Source organism: Pseudomonas mandelii (assembly GCF_024138395.1).
GTDB classification, from domain to species: domain Bacteria; phylum Pseudomonadota; class Gammaproteobacteria; order Pseudomonadales; family Pseudomonadaceae; genus Aquipseudomonas; species Aquipseudomonas mandelii_E.
In genome coordinates this window covers 81,953-101,416 of the sequence record NZ_JAMYDU010000020.1, presented here as the reverse complement: position 1 = coordinate 101,416, position 19,464 = coordinate 81,953, and the positions used below count along the sequence as shown (strand labels likewise).

Here is a 19,464-nt window from a genome sequence, read left to right as displayed (position 1 = left end):
CTTTCTTTCATGGAACCTCCAAATTGGCGAAATCATATCGCCCTTAAGAGGTGTCCGGAATTATTAGGCCAGATCAGCCTTGCCCGCGAAGAGGCCCTCACGAACACCACAAATCTCAAAGCCCGCTGACCGTCACTGGTCCAGCGGGCTTTTTTCATTGTGCTACCCCTGCGGATCCACCTGATCCAGTACCCGGTTCACCGACAGTTCCGCCAACGAAATCATCTGCTGAATGCCCAAGGCCAGATTGCACGCCGGCCCAGTGAGATCGAACGCCAACTCACTGGCCATGACATTCGCCGAAGCCAGGGTTTCACAGGCATGGGCCAGCAGGGTTTCGGAATCTACGTTGGGCGCGACGACGAAGATCGTGCTTGGACGCTGGTCGGCTTTGGCCTTTTTCTCGGATGATGGAGCGAGATAGTGATCGAGTGCACGGATTGCGGCGTCGTGGAGTTGTTTGGAATTGAGGCAGGCGTAGGGGGAAACGGGCCGCCATCGCGAGCAGGCTCGCTCCCACAGTGGATTGGTGTATTTCTGGGGGAGATTGGGCGGCTGTCAGGCCGCCTTCGCGGGCAAGCCTCGCTCTTACAAGTGGGGCAGCGTACATTTGAGAGAAATTGGGCGGCTATCAGGCTCCAAACTGACAGCGCCGTCAGTTACCAGTCACTCTCCTGACGGGCTAACAGGTTTATAAAGGAAGGATAAACCGACAAAACTCCGACCACTCTGCCCGGCGCCCCACTCGCATGCGAATTGAGAAAAAGACCGCCCTGTTCGCCGCCCTTCTGATCATCCTGGCAGCGCTGGGCGTGTGGTACGCCGCCAAACCCGCCACGACCAAACCAGCCACCTCCACCGCCATCCCCGTGCGTGTGGTCAGCGTCGCCGAAAAAGACGTGCCCCGCTACATCAGCGGCATCGGCTCGGTGCTGTCGTTGCACAGCGTGGTCGTGCGTCCACAGATCGACGGCATCCTCACCAAGCTGCTGGTCAAGGAAGGCCAACGGGTGAACAAGGGTGATCTGCTGGCCACCATCGACGACCGTTCGATCCGCGCCAGCCTCGATCAGGCCCGGGCCCAGCTGGGCGAAAGTCAGGCGCAACTGCAAGTGGCTCAGGTCAATCTCAAGCGCTACAAACTGCTGAGCGTCGATGACGGTGTGTCCAAGCAGACCTACGACCAGCAACAAGCCCTGGTCAACCAACTCAAAGCCACCGCCCAAGGCAATCAGGCCTCGATCGATGCCGCTCTGGTGCAGCTTTCCTACACACAGATTCGCTCCCCGGTCACCGGTCGCGTCGGTATTCGCACAGTGGATGAAGGCAACTTCCTGCGCATGACTGACACTCAAGGCTTGTTCACAGTGACCCAGATCGACCCGATCGCCGTGGAATTTTCCCTGCCGCAGCAAATGCTGCCGATCCTGCAAGGCCTGATCAACGATCCACAGCACACGCCGGTCAAGGCTTACATCGGTGCCGACACCGACGGCGAAACCGGCAACCTGCTGGGCGAAGGTCATCTGACCCTGATCGACAACCAGATCAACGCCAACACCGGGACCATCCGCGCCAAGGCCGAATTCGCCAACCCTGCACAGAAACTCTGGCCGGGCCTGCTGGTAACGGTAAAGATTCAGACAGCGCTGGATAAAAATGCGCTGGTGGTGCCGCCCACCGTCGTACAACGTGGCCTCGATCAACATTTCGTTTACCGGGTCAATGGCGACAAGGTCGAAGCCGTTCAGGTGCAGATGGTTTATCAAGGCAGCGGCCAGGACATCATCAAAGGCGTGAAACCGGGCGATGTGCTGGTCAGCGACGGCCAGTCGCGGCTCAAACCTGGCTCGACCGTGCAAGTAGTGACCGACCCACCGCAAGTGGTGCAATCGGAGCCGAAACCATGAAGGGCCATGGCTCTGTTTCCGCGTGGTGCATCGATCATCCGGTGGCGACGGTCCTGCTGACCTTTGCCTTGGTGCTGCTCGGTGTCATCGCCTTTCCGCAACTGTCGATTGCGCCACTGCCGGAAGCGGAATTCCCGACCATCCAGGTGGCCGCGCAACTGCCCGGCGCCAACCCCGAAACCATGGCCTCGTCGGTGGCCACGCCACTTGAAGTGCAATTCAGCGCCATCCCCGGCGTGACCCAGATGACCTCGAGCAGCGCGCTGGGCTCGACCATTCTGACCCTGCAATTCACCCTCGACAAAAGCATCGACACCGCCGCGCAGGAAGTCCAGGCCGCGATCAACACCGCCGCTGGCAAACTGCCCAAAGACATGCCGAACCTGCCGAACTGGAGAAAGGTCAACCCGGCCGACAGCCCGGTGCTGATCCTCAGCATCAACTCGCCGCAACTGCCCGGCACCGAAGTCAGTGACCTGGTGGAAACCCTGCTCGCCCGTCAGATCAGTCAGATCGACGGCGTAGGCAATATCAACATCACCGGTCAGCAACGTCCGGCGATCCGCGTGCAGGCGTCGGCGGACAAACTCGCCGCCATTGGCCTGACCCTGGCGGACATTCGCCTGGCGATCCAGCAGACCAGCCTCAACCTGGCCAAGGGTGCGTTGTACGGCGAGTCGAGCATTTCGACCTTGTCCACCAACGACCAATTGTTCCACCCCCAGGAATACGGTCAGTTGATCGTTTCCTACAAGGACGGCGCACCGGTTCATCTCAAGGATGTGGCCAAAGTCGTCAACGGTTCGGAAGATGCCTACATCCAGGCCTGGGCTGATGGTCAGCCGGGGGTGAACCTGGTGATTTTCCGGCAACCGGGGGCCAACATCGTCGAGACCGTCGACCGTATTCAAGCGGCCCTGCCGACGCTGGAGGCCATGCTGCCGGCCTCGGTGCAGGTCAAGGTGTTGATCGACCGCACCCAGACCATCCGCGCTTCGTTGCATGAAGTGGAAATCACCCTGCTGATCGCGATTCTGCTGGTGGTGGCGGTGATGGCGCTGTTCCTGCGGCAGTTGTCGGCGACCCTGATCGTGGCGTCGGTGCTCGGTGTGTCGCTGATCGCCAGTTTTGCCCTGATGTACATCATGGGCTTCAGCCTGAATAACCTGACGCTGGTGGCGATCGTGGTGTCCGTCGGGTTTGTGGTAGACGATGCGATTGTGGTGGTGGAAAACATTCACCGCCATCTGGAGGCCGGCGACGGCATGCGCGAGGCGGCGATCAAGGGCGCCGGCGAGATCGGTTTTACCGTGGTCTCGATCAGTTTCTCGCTGGTGGCGGCGTTCATTCCGTTGCTGTTCATGGGCGGTGTGGTCGGCCGGCTGTTCAAGGAATTCGCCCTGACCGCCACCTCGACCATCATGATTTCCGTGGTGGTGTCCCTGACGTTGGCGCCGACCCTGGCCGCGCTATTCATGCGCGCGCCGGTGCATCACGCCCACGACAAACCGGGTTTCGGCGAACGCTTGCTGGCGCTGTACGAGAAAGGCCTGCGCCGGGCCCTCGCCCATCAGAAATTGACGATCGGGGTGTTCGGCCTGTCCCTCGGCCTGGCGGTCGCCGGGTACATTTTCATACCGAAGGGTTTCTTCCCGGTGCAGGACACCGGTTTCGTTCTCGGCACCACCGAAGCAGCGGCGGACATTTCCTACGGCGACATGGTGAAAAAACACCTGGCGATGGCCGAAATCGTCGCCGCCGATCCCGCCGTCGAGACGTTCTCCCACTCGGTTGGTGTTTCGGGCAGTAACCAGACCATCGCCAACGGACGCTTCTGGATTTCGCTGAAAGAACGTGGCGACCGTGATGTGTCCGCCAGCCAGTTCATCGACCGGATTCGCCCGCAGCTGATGAAAGTCCCGGGCATCGTTCTCTATTTGCGAGCAGGCCAGGATATCAACCTCAGCTCCGGCCCGAGCCGCGCCCAGTACCAATACGTGCTCAAGAGCAACGACGGTGCCCTCCTGAGCACCTGGACCCAGCGCCTGACGGAAAAACTGCGCAGCAACCCGGCGTTCCGCGACATTTCCAACGACCTGCAACTGGGCGGCAGTATTACCCACATCAGCATCGACCGCAGCGCGGCGGCGCGTTTCGGCCTGACCGCCAGCGATGTCGACGAAGCGCTGTACGACGCCTTCGGTCAGCGGCAGATCAACGAATTCCAGACCCAGACCAACCAGTACAACGTGATTCTGGAACTGGACACCAAACAGCGCGGCAAGGCTGAAAGCCTCAACTATTTCTACCTGCGGTCGCCGCTGAGCGGGGAAATGGTGCCGCTGTCGGCCCTGGCGAAATTCGATGCACCGACCATCGGCCCGTTGTCCATCGCTCACGACGGGATGTTTCCGGCGGCTAACCTGTCGTTCAACCTGGCGCCCGGCGTCGCGTTGGGCGATGCGGTGATCATGCTCAATCAGGCCAAGACCGACATTGGTATGCCGACAGCCATCAGCGGTAATTTCCAAGGCGCGGCCCAAGCGTTCCAGAGTTCACTGGCCAGCCAGCCGTGGCTGATTCTGGCGGCCCTGGTGGCGGTGTACATCATTCTTGGCGTTCTGTACGAGAGCTTCGTGCACCCGCTGACGATCATCTCGACCCTGCCCTCGGCGGGGCTCGGGGCGGTGATCATGTTGTGGATCTGCGGCCAGGACTTCTCGATCATGGCGCTGATCGGGTTGGTGTTGCTGATCGGCATCGTCAAGAAAAACGGCATTCTGATGATCGACTTCGCACTGGACGCCCAGCGCAACCGTGGCCTGGCGCCGGAAGAGGCGATCTATGAGGCGTGTATGACGCGCTTCCGCCCCATCATCATGACCACCCTCGCCGCGCTGCTCGGCGCCCTGCCGCTGATGCTCGGCTACGGCACCGGCGCCGAACTGCGCCAGCCATTGGGCATCGCGGTGGTAGGCGGTTTGCTGGTGAGCCAGGCGCTGACGCTGTTCACCACTCCGGTCATATACTTGTGGCTCGAGCGGCTATTCCATCGACCTAAACCAGCACCGATGTCGGTGCAGGCGACCACAGACTGAGGCGGGGGGCATGCGCGTTCTGATTATCGAAGACGAACAAAAAACCGCGGACTATTTGCATCGCGGCCTGACGGAACAGGGCTACACCGTGGACCTGGCTCGCGAGGGCGTCGAAGGCCTGCACTTGGCGCTGGAAAACGACTTCGCGGTGATTGTCCTCGACGTCATGCTACCGGGCCTCGACGGCTTCGGCGTACTGCGGGCGCTGCGGGCGCGCAAGCAAACCCCGGTAATCATGCTCACCGCCCGCGAGCGGGTTGAAGACCGCATCAAAGGCCTGCGCGATGGCGCCGACGATTACCTCGGCAAACCGTTTTCCTTCCTCGAACTGGTGGCGCGCCTGCAAGCGCTGACCCGTCGCAGCGGCGGCCACGAACCGGTGCAAGTGAGCATCGCCGACCTGTGGATAGATTTGATCAGCCGCAAGGCCACCCGTGCCGGCACACGCCTGGACCTGACCGCCAAAGAGTTTTCGCTGCTCAGCGTGCTGGCGCGAAGGCAAGGGGAAATTCTCTCGAAAACCGCCATCGCCGAGATGGTCTGGGACATCAATTTCGACAGCGACGCCAACGTGGTCGAAGTCGCGATCAAGCGCCTGCGGGCCAAACTCGACGGGCCGTTCGAAGAGAAACTGCTGCACACAATTCGAGGCATGGGTTATGTGCTGGAGAGCCGTAGTGTCCAGTAACTCGATCGCGCTGCGCCTGAGCGGGATGTTCACGCTGGTGGCGCTGCTGGTGTTCCTGTTGATCGGCGGTGCGCTGTATCAACAAGTCGACAAGGGTTTGGGCCTGCTGCCCGAAGCTGAGCTGGATGCGCGTTACAGCGTGCTCGAGTCGGCGCTCAACCGTTACGGCACGCCCGAGCATTGGGTGAAGATCAACGCCAAACTCAAGCTGCTGAGCGAAGAAGACAAGCGCATCCGCTTTTGGGTAGTCAGCGGCAATCCCGCTTATGAATACGGCCAACCCGACGCGCCGATCCGAGCTTTCGCCCAAGGCCCGTTGGGCATGCGCGACATGGAATTGCCCGACCATCCATACCCGCTGAAAGTGCTGGTCACTGAGTTGCCAGCCAAGGACCAGCGGCCGCCGTTGCGCTTCATGATCGGCATCGATACCGAAACCTTTTACGAGACGCAGCACCACTTGCTGATCGCCCTGATCAGCCTGGCGATCGTGGGCGTATTGCTGGCCTCGCTACTCGGTTACTGGGTGGCGCGGATCGGCCTCAAGCCGCTGATCAAATTGTCGCAGGAAGCCCAGCGTCTGGCGCCACCGCGACTGTCCGGGCGCCTGCAACTGTCGCCATTGCCACCGGAACTGAATCAGTTCGTCAGCTCGTTCAATGCCACGCTGGAGCGGGTCGAACAGGCCTACTCGCGACTGGAATCGTTCAACGCCGACGTGGCCCATGAACTGCGCTCGCCGCTGACCAACCTGATTGGCCAGACCCAGGTTGCGCTGACCCGCGGGCGTTCGGCCGAACACTATTTTGAAGTGCTGCAATCGAATCTCGAAGAGCTGGAACGGTTGCGCTCGATCATCAACGACATGCTGTTCCTCGCCAGCGCCGACCAGGGCAGCAAGGCCACCAAACTGACGTCTACCTCACTGGCAGACGAAGTGGCGACGACGCTGGAGTATCTGGATTTCATTCTTGAAGATGCACAGGTTCAGGTCCAGGTCAGTGGCGATGCACAGGTGCGGATCGAGATCGCCCATTTGCGCCGGGCATTGATCAACTTGCTGAGCAACGCGGTACAGCACACCGAGCCCGGGCAAGTGATTCAGGTACGGATTGAAGTCGAAGAGCATCAGGTCAGCATCGGCGTCGCCAACCCCGGATCGCCGATTGCCAATGAGCACCTGCCGCGATTGTTCGAGCGCTTCTACCGGGTCGATGCGTCGCGCAGCAACAGCGGCAACAACCATGGTCTGGGGCTGGCAATCGTCAAGGCGATTGCGCTGATGCATGGTGGGGATGTGTTTGTGCGCAGTGATCATGGGATGAATACGTTCGGGATTCACTTGCCGGTCTGACTGGCCTCAAAAGATCGCAGCCTTCGGCAGCTCCTACAGGGGGGATGCATTCCAATTATCGACTACCCGCTGAATGTCTTCTAAGCTTTCATTAGCAAATGGCCAGCATGTTTTGCTGGCCTTTTTTTTATCCGCCATTTATATAGGCGCTCTGGACGCGACCGGTTCCTGGGACTCTGCCCGATTCTTGTAAAAGAACTTTCATAACGCCTTATTTGCAGAAGTCAGAACCATGAGTGTGAGCAGTGCGAAATCTCAACATCCGGTCCGTTCGACACGATCGGAACGGCTTCTGGTTCTCGGCAGTGTGCTGTTGGTGATCGCGATACTGAGCATCGTGGCGTTCCTGCTGATCCGCGAACGCGCCCATGCCGAATTGTCCGCCGCTCGTGCCGCCAACAATATCGTGCAATTGATCGATGCCGACGTGCTGCGTAATGTCGAACTCTATGACGTGTCGCTGCTGGGGTTGATCGCTGCCTCCCAGCGAGAAGACCTCAAGAGCGTTTCTCCAGCCATTCGCCATCTGGCCTATTTCGACCGCGCCACTGCCGCGCCGTACAAAGGCAACATTTTGTTGCTCGACAATAAGGGCGACGTGATCGCCGACTCGGCCTCGGTGGAGCCCAGGCAGGGCAACTATGCCGATCGCGAATACTTCCAGTCTCACGTGAATAACCCGGACCTGGACATGTTCATCAGTCCCCCCTTCAGAGCCAGGCCGCCCGAACAGGATTGGCGCATCAGTTTCAGTCGGCGGGTGAATGGCCCCCAAGGTGAGTTTCTGGGGGTTGCCGAAGCTGCCATGCGGCTGAGTTATTTCGATCAGTTGTTCAACAGTTTGAGCATCGGCCGTGACAGCACGGTCAATCTGATCAGCAAGGACGGGACGCTTCTGGCTCAGCAACCACGTCTGGCCGAAGAGCTGATCGGCAAGAACTTCAGTAACCGTCCCAATTTCCAGCGCATCGTCAAAGAAGGCAACGGCAGCTTTACCAGCATGTCCGATCGCTACCAGGACAAGCGTTTGTACACCTTCTCCAAGGTCGGAAATTTGCCGTTGATCGTTATCGTCGCGTTGTCCAGTGATGAAGTCTTTGCGGCCTGGAAGCGAACCGCAGTGGTGGTCAGCTCTGCAACCATGGCCCTCTGCGTGAGCCTGTTATGGCTGACCTGGTTGCTCCGCCGAGAATTGCGTCGGCGCCACAGTGCCGAGCAGGAGCTGGCACAACTGGCCGCTACCGACGCCTTGACCGGTCTGGCCAACCGGCGAAGCCTGGATCAGGCCCTGCGCCATGAATGGTTCCGCGCCCAACGTTCCGGTCTGCCACTGTCGTTGTTGATGGTTGATGTCGATCACTTCAAGGCGTTCAACGATCGCCATGGCCACCAGGGCGGCGACGATGCCTTGCGCTTGGTGGCTAAAGTGATCAGCAGCCATGTTCGACGACCGGCGGATCTGGTCGCCCGTTATGGTGGCGAGGAGTTTTCGGTGATCCTGGCTGAAACCGACAGTGCCGGCGCGCAACAGATTGCCGACAACATCCGCGCCGCGGTGGAGCAGTTGCCATTGGTGGGGAGCGATGTGTCGCCGATTACTGTCAGTATCGGTATCAGCACCTGGACGACGGCAACCGACATCAGTCTGGAGCAGTTGCTGTTTGCGGCGGACAAGGCGCTGTATCAGGCCAAGGAAAGTGGGCGGAATCGGGTGGTTGCAGCAGCCTGAGATCTACGGTGTGGCGGCCGGCTCTTCGCGGGCAAGCCTCGCTCCTACAGGAACGAAGTGTATTTAACTTCCACACTCTGTAGGAGCGAGGCTTACCCGCGAAGAGGCCATGACAGACACCACACCACTTTCCCGCAGCCATAAAAAAAGGCCACCCGAAGGTAGCCTTTAAAAAACTAGAGAGGTTTTTTGCTTACACGGCCGCAACAGGACGCATGTAAGAGATCGGTGCAGTGCTGGCGTCTTCGAAAGTCACGACTTCCCAAGCATCTGTCTGCTCAATCAACTTGCGCAGCAGCTGGTTGTTCAATGCATGTCCGGACTTGAAGCCCTTGAACTCACCAATCAGGCTATTGCCCAGCAGGTAGAGGTCACCAATTGCATCGAGGATCTTGTGCTTCACGAATTCGTCTTCATAGCGAAGGCCGTCTTCGTTCAGTACACCATCCGCGTCGACCACAATAGCGTTTTCAACGCTGCCGCCGAGTGCGAGGTTGTGCTTGCGCAGATACTCGATATCACTCATGAAACCAAAGGTACGGGCGCGGCTGACTTCTTTTACGAACGAAGTGCTGGAAAAATCCACGCTTGCACTTTGTGTGCGGTCACGGAAAACCGGGTGATCGAAATCGATCTCGAAGCTCACTTTGAAACCTTCGAAAGGGACGAAAGTGGCGCGCTTGTCGCCGTCTTCCACTGTCACTTCCCGCAGGATCCGGATGAACTTCTTGGCGGCGTCCTGTTCTTCCAGGCCGGCCGATTGAATCAGGAATACGAAGGGTCCAGCGCTACCATCCATGATCGGGACTTCGGACGCGGAGAGCTCGACGTAGGCGTTATCGATGCCCAGGCCAGCCATGGCCGAGAGCAGGTGCTCCACCGTGTCCACTTTGACGTCACCGTTAACAAGCGTGGTCGACATAGTGGTTTCGCCAACGTTTTCCGCGCGGGCAGGAATCTGCACCACAGGGTCGAGGTCAGCACGACAAAACACAATGCCGGTGTCGACGGGCGCTGGCTTGAGGGTCAGGTAGACCTTCTCCCCGGAGTGCAGGCCGACACCTGTGGCACGGATAATATTCTTCAGGGTGCGTTGTTTTATCATGGCATGGGCCGCTTCAGCGCAAATTGCGAACTGGTATCAACAAAGGCTGGCGATGATAGCAGACCAGACCTTTGCTGAACACCAATCACCCTAATACCCCTGATACATTTCATCAATCGGCCTGACGACGCAGGAAAGCCGGGATGTCCAGGTAGTCCAGGTCATCTTGCGGGTTCATCTTCGCGGCAGTCGCAGCACCGGCCTGAGCCTGGTTGCGCATGACGGTCGGACGGTCCAGGTCACGGTAGTTCACCGCAGGCTGTTCTTGACGAACAGGGGCTTGTTGTTGTGGCTGGGAGGCCATCGAGGTGTGAACGGTATTGTCGATGACCTTCACAGGCTTCTCGATTTTAGCGCCTAAACCGGTGGCAACAACAGTCACGTGCAGCTCGTCGCGCATGTCCGGATCGATAACGGTACCGACCTTGACCATCGCGTGCTCGGAAGCGAAGGCTTCGATGATGCTACCCACGTCGGAGTACTCACCCAGGGACAGGTCAGGACCGGCGGTGATGTTCACCAGGATGCCGCGTGCGCCTTGCAGGTTCACGTCTTCGAGCAACGGGTTGCGAATGGCCGCTTCGGTGGCCTCGCGTGCACGGTTCGGACCGCTGGCGCAGCCAGTGCCCATCATCGCCATGCCCATTTCGCTCATCACGGTACGCACGTCGGCAAAGTCGACGTTGATCATGCCCGGACGCTTGATGATGTCGGAGATACCGCGAACGGCACCGGCCAGTACATCGTCGGCCTTGGCGAAAGCCGACAGCAGGCTTGCGTCTTTACCGAGGATGGTCAGCAGCTTCTCGTTGGGAATGGTGATCAACGAGTCGACGCTTTCAGACAGCAGACGAATACCTTCGTCGGCCAGCTGCATGCGCTTGCGGCCTTCGAACGGGAACGGACGGGTCACCACTGCAACGGTGAGGATCCCCATTTCCTTGGCCACTTCGGCAATGATCGGCGCAGCACCGGTACCGGTACCACCGCCCATGCCAGTGGTGATGAACACCATATTGGTGCCCTGCAGGACTTCGGCAATGCGCTCACGGTCTTCGAGAGCGGCCTGACGACCTACTTCAGGGTTGGCGCCGGCGCCCAGACCTTTGGTCACGCCGGTACCCAGTTGCAGGATGGTCCGCGCGCTGATGCTTTTCAGCGCCTGGGCATCAGTGTTGGCGCAGATGAATTCAACGCCTTCAATGTTGCTCTTGACCATGTGATTGACAGCGTTGCCGCCGCCACCGCCAACACCGATAACTTTAATTACCGGGCTTGCGGGGATGTTGTCTACGAGTTCGAACATTTTCCCTCTCCTTACGTTCTCTAGTTTTTTTCGCCTACTGCGTTTTGCTGCCTTTACCGCTTGTCGCTTGAAACTTGTCGCTTGAAACTGCTTTGTCAGAAGTTGCCTTGTACCCAGCTCTTGAAACGATCGAGCAGGGCAGCTTTGGGTTCTTCATTGCTGTAGCTGTCGCGGCTGCCGATGCCCGAGAACGAAATCCCGTCGGACTGCTTCTGCAGGCCGTACATCAACAGGCCAACGCCAGTGGAATAGATCGGGTTGCGAACCACGTCGTCCAGGCCCTTGACGCCATGCGGCACGCCCAGGCGAACCGGCATGTGAAAGATCTCTTCGGCCAGCTCGACCGCGCCTTCCATCTTCGACGTACCACCAGTCAGCACGATGCCGGCCGGGATCAGGTCTTCGTAGCCGCTGCGACGCAGCTCGGCCTGGATCAGGGTGAACAGCTCGTCGTAACGCGGCTCGACCACTTCGGCCAGGGCCTGACGGGACAGCTCGCGTGGTGGACGATCGCCGACACTCGGCACCTTGATGGTTTCACCGGCACCGGCCAGTTTGGCCAGGGCGCAGGCGTAGCGAATCTTGATTTCTTCGGCGTACTGGGTCGGGGTACGCAGCGCCATGGCGATGTCGTTGGTCACCTGATCGCCCGCAATCGGGATCACCGCGGTGTGACGGATCGCACCTTCGGTGAAGATCGCGATGTCGGTGGTGCCGCCGCCGATGTCCACCAAGCACACGCCCAGCTCTTTCTCGTCGTCGGTCAGGACCGAATACGCGGAAGCCAACTGCTCGAGAATGATGTCGTCGATTTCCAGGCCGCAGCGGCGCACGCATTTTTCAATGTTCTGTGCGGCGTTGACGGCGCAGGTGACCACGTGAACCTTGGCTTCCAGACGCACGCCGGACATGCCCAGCGGCTCGCGAACGCCTTCCTGGTTATCGATCACGTAATCCTGCGGCAGGGTATGCAGCACGCGCTGGTCAGCCGGGATCGCCACAGCCTGGGCAGCATCGAGGACGCGCTCAAGGTCGGCGGAACTGACTTCGCGATCACGAATCGCCACGATGCCGTGGGAATTCAAGCTGCGGATGTGATTGCCGGCCACGCCGACGAACGCCGAGTGGATCCGGCAACCGGCCATCAGCTGCGCTTCTTCGATAGCGCGCTGGATCGACTGGACGGTGGACTCGATGTTCACCACTACGCCTTTTTTCAGGCCGCGGGACGGATGCGTACCGATCCCGACGATTTCGAGCGTGCCGTCGTCCGCGACCTCGCCTACCAGCGCCACCACCTTGGAGGTGCCGATATCGAGACCGACGATCATTTTGCCGCTTTGCACGTTTGCCATGGGGTCCTGCCTCTCTTAATTCTTCGCGACAGCGGGTTGAGCTGTCGTGGGCGCTACAGGTTCCCGCCAGCCAACAGCGAGGCCGTTGGCATAGCGCAGATCGATGCGCGCAATGTTCGTAATCTGCTCTTTGAGCGTCTTGTCATAGATGGCAATGAAGCGGCGCATCCTTTCCACCAGCTTGCCGCGTCCCAGCAGCAGTTCGATCCCCGGGCCCGCGCTGCCGGCGCCGGTGGTCAGGAACCAACTGCCTCGTTCACGCAATTCCAGGCGTGCAATCGAGAAGCCCAATGGCCTGAGCATCTGGCTCAGCACCTGGTATTGCTGCATCACTTGCTGCTGAGCCCGCTGCGGACCGAACAGCTGTGGCAAGTGTTCGTAGTTCGCTAGCTCACGCGGGGTGAACGCCTGTCCCTGGTTGTTCAACAGCGACTCATCGCCCCAACGGGCCACCGGCAGTTGTTCTTCCAGGCGAATCACTACTTGATCCGGCCATACCCTGCGCACTTCGGCGTGGGCAATCCATGGCATCTGTTCAAGCTCGGTGCGCATGCCCGCCAGGTCGATGGTGAAGAAGCTCGACGCCACGTAAGGGGCGATCCGCTGCTGCACCGCTTGCTGACTGATGTAACTCAAGTCGCCCTGAACCGCGATCTTGCTGATCGGCCGGTCGGCGTACGGCAGCAAACGCTGTGCGCCTTCATAAGTGCCGAACCCCAGCGCGACCAGCAGCACGGGCCAGAACAGACTTTTCAGAAAACCAAAGTTGGCTTTCGGCAGGCGCGCGGACATCGGCTCTTTGGCCACCATTCGGCTGGCACCCCGCGGCACCGGCTTGCGGCCGGGTGCGGAAGGCTGATGTCTAAGCTGTGCGCCTTGCATCGTCTTAACCTCTAGCTTCTTCAACACTGGCGGCCAGAATGGCCAGAACCAGTTGCTGGAAATCCAGGCCGGCGGCACGGGCCGCCATCGGCACCAGACTGTGATCGGTCATGCCCGGTGCGGTGTTGACTTCCAGGAACCAGAACTGCCCATCGGCGTCCTGCATCACGTCTGCCCTGCCCCAACCGGCGATACCCAGCGCCTCACAGGCTTTGGCCGTGAGGTCCATGAGTTGTTTTTCTTTGTTGCTGTCCAGGCCACACGGAATCCGGTACTGGGTATCGGAAGCCACGTACTTGGCGTCGTAGTCGTAGAAGCTGTGGGTCGTGCCTAGGGCGATTGGAGGCAACACCTGGTCACGCAGGGTGGCGATGGTGAACTCCGGACCTTGAATCCATTGCTCGACCAACACTTGCGAATCGTAGGTACTGGCCGCTTTCCACGCGTCGATCAATTCCGACGCGGAAGTCACTTTGGCCATCCCGATACTGGAACCTTCATGGGCCGGTTTGACGATCAAAGGGAAGCCCAGTTCCGTGGCCGCCGAAATACAATCGGCCTCGCAGCTCAGTACCGCATGGCGTGGCGTCGGAATACCGAGGCTGTGCCAGACCTGCTTGGTGCGCAGTTTGTCCATGGCCAGTGCCGAGGCCAGAATGCCGCTGCCGGTGTACGGAATGCCCAGGCATTCGAGCAAGCCCTGCATGCTGCCGTCTTCACCGCCACGACCATGGAGGATGATGAAAGCGCGATCGATTTTTTCGTTCAGCAGACGCTGCAGCAGGTCATCGCCCACATCAAGACCAAAGGCGTCCACGCCGGCGCTTTGCAATGCTTCGAGCACCGCGTTACCCGATTTCAGGGAGACCTCACGCTCGGCACTCTTGCCGCCGAACAGCACGGCGACACGGCCGAAGTCTTTCGGCGCGACAGTGGAGACGAGGTTGGCGTAAGCAGCAGTCATTTCAACTTCCCCACGCTTGGCGCGGCAACCGCGCCAGCGAACAACGGACTGTTCAATAGTTTCGGTGCGAGACCGCCGATATCACCGGCGCCCTGGCACAGCAGAATGTCGCCGGCACGCAGCAGCGGCTTGACGATCGGTGCGAGGTCGACACCACGCTCGATATAGATCGGATCGAGCTGACCGCGCTGGCGAATGCTGTTGCACAGCTTGCGGCTGTCAGCGCCCGGAATCGGCTCTTCGCCGGCCGGGTAGACTTCCATCAGCAGCAAGACGTTGGCGTCGGCCAGCACATTGACGAAATCGTCGTACAGGTCGCGTGTGCGGCTGTAACGGTGCGGCTGGTAAACCATCACCAGACGGCGCTCCGGCCAGCCACCGCGCACGGCTTTGATCACGGCCGCAACTTCGGTCGGGTGGTGACCGTAGTCGTCGACCAGCATTACGTTGCCGCCTTCAACCGGCAGTTCGCCGTACACCTGGAAGCGCCGGCCAACACCCTGGAACCCGGACAGGCCCTGGACGATGGCTTCATCGCTGACGCCTTCGTCGGTGGCGATGCAAATGGTCGCCAGCGCGTTCAGCACGTTGTGGTTGCCCGGCATGTTTACCGACACATCCAGCGGCTCGCGATCAGGGCGCAGCACGGTAAAGAAAGTCTGCATGCCCTGCTGACGCACATTGATCGCGCGCACGTCGGCGTCTTCGCCGAAACCGTAAGTGACCGTCGGACGTTTCACCTGCGGGAGGATCTCACGCACCACCGGATCGTCCAGGCACACCACCGCCAAACCGTAGAACGGCAGGTTGTGCAGGAACTCGACGAAAGTTTTCTTCAGTTTGTTGAAGTCGCCGTCGTAGGTCGCCATGTGGTCGGCGTCGATGTTGGTGACCACGGCCACCAGCGGCTGCAAGTGCAGGAAGCTGGCATCGCTTTCGTCGGCTTCGGCAATCAGGTAACGGCTGGTGCCGAGCTGGGCATTGGTGCCCGCGGCATTCAGACGACCACCGATAACAAATGTCGGGTCCAGGCCACCGGCGGCGAACACCGAAGCGATCAGGCTGGTGGTGGTGGTTTTGCCGTGGGTACCGGCGACGGCGATGCCGTGGCGGTAGCGCATCAGCTCAGCCAGCATCTCGGCACGCGGCACCACCGGAATGCGGCGCTCCAGGGCGGTGGCGACTTCCGGGTTGGAAGTGTTCACCGCGCTGGAGGTGACCAGCACATCGGCGTTCGCGGCGTTCTCGGCACGGTGGCCGATATAGATGTGAGCACCGAAAGATTCCAGACGCTCGGTCACCGGCGATGCTTTCAGGTCGGAACCGGACACTTCATAGCCCAGGTTCAGCAACACTTCGGCGATGCCGCACATGCCCACGCCGCCGATACCGACGAAGTGGATGCGACGGATGCGGCGCATTTCCGGGTGCGGCATGGCTTTCTTGTGTTCAACCATGGGCCACCTCCAGGCAGGTATCGACCACGTTACGGGTGGCATCGGGTTTGGCCAGGCGGCGTGCCGCGGTGGCCATGTCGTTGAGTCGTTGCGGTTGCATCAAGACCTCTGTCAGGCGAGCGGCAAGGTCCGCTGCGCCAGTCGTTCCTTGCGGCATCAGGAAGGCAGCGCCTTCGCGGGCCAAATAATCGGCGTTGCGGGTCTGGTGATCGTCGATCGCGTGGGGCAAAGGCACCAGCATCGAGGGCAGACCGGCAGCCGCCAGTTCACTGATGGTCAGCGCGCCTGCGCGGCACACCACCAGGTCGGCCCAGCCATAGGCTTGGGCCATGTCTTTGATGAAAGGCTGCACTTGCGCCTCGACGCCAGCCGCGCGATAGCGCTCTGCAGTCACTTCATCGTGGTTTTTGCCGGCCTGATGAAACACGTCCGGGCGCAGATCGGGGGCGACTTGCGACAAGGCTTCAGGCAGCAACTTGTTCAACGGCTCTGCGCCCAGGCTTCCGCCCAGGATCAGCAAACGCGCCTTGCGACCGGCCAGAGCAGGTCGCGGTGTTTCGAGGAACAGCTCGGTGCGCACCGGGTTACCGGTGGTCCGGCGGTTGTTCGACAGGGTAAAGGTGTCGGGGAACGCTTCACAGACCCGGGCGGCCAACGGCACCAGCAACCGATTGGCGGTACCGGCCACGGCGTTCTGCTCATGAACGATCACCGGCACGCCGGCCAGCCTGGCTGCAACGCCGCCGGGACCGGTCACAAAACCACCAAAACCGACCACGCAGACTGGCTGCAGTTGACGAATGATCACCCGCGCCTGCCAGATCGACTTGAGCAACATGAACGGTGCCATGAGCAGGGACAATTTGCCCTTGCCGCGCAAACCGCTGGCGTGGATCCGATGCAATTGAAGACCGGCCGCCGGCACCAGATCGTTTTCGATCCCGCGCGGCGTGCCGAGCCAGTGCACGGTATAACCGCGGGCCTGGAATTCGCGAGCGCAGGCCAGTGCCGGGAACACGTGGCCCCCGGTGCCGCCTGCCATGATCAATACGTTAGCGCCCATGGTTCGGCTCCTCGGCGAAGTCGCTCTCATGGAACTCCATCTCTTCACTGCCCAAATGGGTTCGACTCTCCCACTCGATGCGCAGCAACAAGCCAAGACAGGCACAGCAGATCACCAACGAACTGCCGCCATAACTAAGGAATGGCAGGGTCAGGCCTTTGGTTGGCAGCAGGCCGACGTTCACCCCGATGTTGATCAGGAACTGACCGATCCACAGGAACGACAAGCCGTACGCGATATAGGCGGCGAAAAACTGTTTGGCCTTCTCGGCCCAATAACCGATGTACATGCCACGAATACAGACAAAGACGAACAGCGCCAATGTGCACAACGAACCCACGGCACCCAGTTCTTCGGCCAGGACCGAGAACACGAAGTCGGTGTGGGCTTCCGGCAGGTAGAACTGTTTCTGCACGCTGTTGCCCAGGCCAACGCCCAGCCATTCGCCGCGACCGAAAGCGATCAACGCTTGAGACAACTGATAGCCAGCACCGAACTGGTCAGCCCACGGGTCCGCAAAGTTGGTCAGACGCGCCATTCGATACGGCTGCATTTGAATCAACAACACCACCGCGCCGACAGCCAGCACAACCATCAAGGAAAAACGGAACAGCCCGACCCCGCCGAGGAACAGCATCGCCGCCGCAGCTCCCATCATCACGACGGTGGCACCGAAGTCAGGTTCCATCAGCAACAGGCCCGCCATCGGCAGCAGAACGATGAATGGCTTGAAGAAGCCCATCCAGCTTTCGCGCACTTCTTTCTGGCGACGCACCAGATAACCGGCGAGGTAGATCACCACGAATACCTTGGCAATCTCGGAAGGCTGGACGTTGAAGAAACTGAAGCCGATCCAGCGCATCGAACCGTTCACTTCACGCCCGATCCCGGGGATGATCACCATCACCAGCAAACCGAACGCACCAATCAGCATCAACCAGCCCAGGCGTTGCCAGGTAGCGATCGGAATCATCATGCTGACGATGCAGGCAGCAAGGCCCAGCACCACATAGATCAGGTGGCGAATCATGTAATACAGGGCACTGCCCGACTGCACCGCCGCCACTTCGGTGGATGCCGATGCAATCATCACCAGCCCAAGACCCAGCAGCGCCAGGCAACCGGCGAGCATCGGGAAATCGAGGTCGATGCCGCGCCCGGTGATGATCGGCGACGGGTACGGCTTGATGATATTCAGGAGGCTCATGCCAAGCCCTCCACGGAGCGGACAAACTGGTGACCGCGATCTTCGTAGTTCTTGAACATGTCGAAACTGGCGCAGGCCGGCGACAGCAGCACCGCGTCGCCCGGCTCGGCGATGGCGCGGCATTGCGCGACGGCTTCGTCCAGCGAGTTGACGCGAATCTGTGGAACGGCATCGCCGATGGCCTGGGCGATCAACTCGGAGTCCCGGCCCATCAGCACCACGGCACGGCAGTTGGCCGCGACCGGATCACGCAGGTCCTTGAACTCGGCACCCTTGCCATCGCCACCGGCGATCAGCACAAGTTTGCCGTCGATGTCTGCACCCAGACCTTCGATGGCGGCCAGTGCGGCGCCCACGTTGGTGGCTTTGGAATCGTTGTAGTAGCTCACGCCATTGAGGTCGCGAACCCATTGGCAGCGATGCTCAAGACCGGCGAAAGTTCGCAGGCTCGAGAGCATGGCATCGAATGGCAGCCCCACGGCGTGGCCCAGCGCCAAGGCAGCCAGGGCGTTGGACTGGTTATGCGCGCCACGAATCTTCAACTCGCGCACCGGCATCAGGTTCTGGAATTCGAAGGCCAGGTACTTCTCGCCATCTTCTTCCCGAATACCAAAGGCCTTGAAATCGGGTTTGCTCAAACCGAAGGTCCAGCAGGGCTGACCTTCACCCATCAGCGGACGGCTCAGGGCATCCTGACGATTAACCACAAACTGCCTGGCGCCCCGGAAGATCCGGTGCTTGGCCAGGTGATAAGCCGGCAGGCCGCTGTAGCGGTCCATGTGGTCTTCGCTGATGTTGAGCACGGTCGCCACTTCGGCGTTGAGTTGATCGGTGGTTTCCAGTTGGAAACTCGACAACTCCATCACGTACAACTCGACGTCATCGCTGAGCAAATCCAGCGCCGGCGTGCCGAGGTTGCCGCCGACGGCAACACGCTTGCCGGCCGCTGCGGCCATCTCACCCACCAGCGTGGTGACGGTGCTTTTGGCGTTGGAACCGCTGATGGCGACAATCGGTGCCTTGGCGTTACGCGCGAACAGCTCGATGTCGCCGGACAACTTCACGCCACGGGCGGCGGCAGCCTGCAGGGCCGGGGTCGCCAGCGCCAGGCCGGGGCTCACGTAGAGCTCGTCGGCACGGCACAGGAATTCGACGTCCAGCTCGCCACAACGCACTTCCACGTGCGGATAGTCACGCTTGAGCGCGGCCAGTTCCGGTGGATTTTCCCGCGTATCGGCGACAGCAAACGACACGCCCCGGTTCGCCAGGAAGCGAACCAGGGACATGCCGCTCTTGCCGAGGCCGACAACGATGCGGAAGTGGTCAGAAGCGATCAGAGACACTCG

General features: G+C 60.3%; 15 protein-coding genes. 5 read left to right on the top strand and 10 right to left on the bottom strand.

Annotated features, from left to right (window positions below):
* Positions 1-162 precede the first annotated feature (162 nt).
* Positions 163-522, bottom strand: coding sequence for a DUF6124 family protein (locus tag NHU87_RS22895; protein WP_253552689.1), 360 nt, complete (start codon positions 520-522; stop codon positions 163-165).
* 227 nt (positions 523-749) lie between these two features.
* Between NHU87_RS22895 and NHU87_RS22890 the strand changes: the two genes are divergently transcribed.
* From NHU87_RS22890 to NHU87_RS22870, 5 genes are all read left to right on the top strand, one after another.
* A complete protein-coding gene (locus NHU87_RS22890) occupies positions 750-1,910 on the top strand; it encodes an efflux RND transporter periplasmic adaptor subunit (RefSeq protein ID WP_253552682.1) in 1,161 nt (386 codons plus the stop codon).
* Positions 1,907-5,008 carry a multidrug efflux RND transporter permease subunit gene (locus NHU87_RS22885; RefSeq protein ID WP_253552681.1) on the top strand — a complete coding sequence of 1,034 codons (3,102 nt, stop codon included), beginning with the start codon at positions 1,907-1,909 and terminating at the stop codon, positions 5,006-5,008. Before NHU87_RS22890 ends, NHU87_RS22885 begins: the two co-directional genes overlap by 4 nt.
* Positions 5,009-5,018: 10 nt before the next feature.
* Positions 5,019-5,696, top strand: a complete 678-nt coding sequence (locus NHU87_RS22880) for a heavy metal response regulator transcription factor (protein ID WP_253552680.1) — start codon at positions 5,019-5,021, stop codon at positions 5,694-5,696.
* The gene (locus NHU87_RS22875) at positions 5,686-7,050 is read left to right on the top strand and encodes a heavy metal sensor histidine kinase (protein WP_253552679.1); all 1,365 of its coding nucleotides are present in this window, start codon (positions 5,686-5,688) and stop codon (positions 7,048-7,050) included. Before NHU87_RS22880 ends, NHU87_RS22875 begins: the two co-directional genes overlap by 11 nt.
* Before the next feature lie 232 nt (positions 7,051-7,282).
* Positions 7,283-8,779, top strand: coding sequence for a sensor domain-containing diguanylate cyclase (locus NHU87_RS22870; RefSeq protein ID WP_253552678.1), 1,497 nt, complete (start codon positions 7,283-7,285; stop codon positions 8,777-8,779).
* Positions 8,780-8,972: 193 nt separating this feature from the next.
* On the opposite strand, the gene lpxC is transcribed toward NHU87_RS22870, so the two are convergent.
* From lpxC to murD, 9 genes are all read right to left on the bottom strand, one after another.
* Entirely contained in the window at positions 8,973-9,884 is a 912-nt protein-coding gene (gene lpxC / locus NHU87_RS22865; RefSeq protein ID WP_007939852.1) for a UDP-3-O-acyl-N-acetylglucosamine deacetylase, read from the bottom strand.
* Positions 9,885-9,996: 112 nt separating this feature from the next.
* Positions 9,997-11,190 carry a cell division protein FtsZ gene (ftsZ, locus tag NHU87_RS22860; RefSeq protein ID WP_095051261.1) on the bottom strand — a complete coding sequence of 398 codons (1,194 nt, stop codon included), beginning with the start codon at positions 11,188-11,190 and terminating at the stop codon, positions 9,997-9,999.
* A 95-nt stretch (positions 11,191-11,285) separates the two neighbouring features.
* On the bottom strand, positions 11,286-12,545 hold the full coding sequence (ftsA, locus tag NHU87_RS22855; protein ID WP_253552676.1) for a cell division protein FtsA: 1,260 nt from the start codon (positions 12,543-12,545) through the stop codon (positions 11,286-11,288).
* Positions 12,546-12,560: 15 nt separating this feature from the next.
* Positions 12,561-13,427 (bottom strand): cell division protein FtsQ/DivIB, encoded by an 867-nt coding sequence (locus NHU87_RS22850; RefSeq protein WP_253552674.1) that lies wholly within the window; start codon positions 13,425-13,427, stop codon positions 12,561-12,563.
* A 4-nt stretch (positions 13,428-13,431) separates the two neighbouring features.
* The gene (locus NHU87_RS22845) at positions 13,432-14,391 is read right to left on the bottom strand and encodes a D-alanine--D-alanine ligase (RefSeq protein ID WP_253552672.1); all 960 of its coding nucleotides are present in this window, start codon (positions 14,389-14,391) and stop codon (positions 13,432-13,434) included.
* Positions 14,388-15,848 carry a UDP-N-acetylmuramate--L-alanine ligase gene (gene murC, locus NHU87_RS22840; RefSeq protein ID WP_253552670.1) on the bottom strand — a complete coding sequence of 487 codons (1,461 nt, stop codon included), beginning with the start codon at positions 15,846-15,848 and terminating at the stop codon, positions 14,388-14,390. Before murC ends, NHU87_RS22845 begins: the two co-directional genes overlap by 4 nt.
* Complete coding sequence (gene murG / locus NHU87_RS22835; protein ID WP_253552668.1) at positions 15,841-16,911, bottom strand: undecaprenyldiphospho-muramoylpentapeptide beta-N-acetylglucosaminyltransferase; 1,071 nt, start codon at positions 16,909-16,911, stop codon at positions 15,841-15,843. The genes murC and murG overlap by 8 nt, the downstream gene beginning before the upstream one ends.
* Entirely contained in the window at positions 16,901-18,118 is a 1,218-nt protein-coding gene (ftsW, locus tag NHU87_RS22830) for a putative lipid II flippase FtsW (RefSeq protein WP_253552665.1), read from the bottom strand. Before ftsW ends, murG begins: the two co-directional genes overlap by 11 nt.
* Positions 18,115-19,461: a UDP-N-acetylmuramoyl-L-alanine--D-glutamate ligase gene (gene murD / locus NHU87_RS22825; RefSeq protein ID WP_253552664.1), complete on the bottom strand. Its 1,347-nt coding sequence runs from the start codon at positions 19,459-19,461 to the stop codon at positions 18,115-18,117. The genes ftsW and murD overlap by 4 nt, the downstream gene beginning before the upstream one ends.
* Positions 19,462-19,464: the final 3 nt, after the last annotated feature.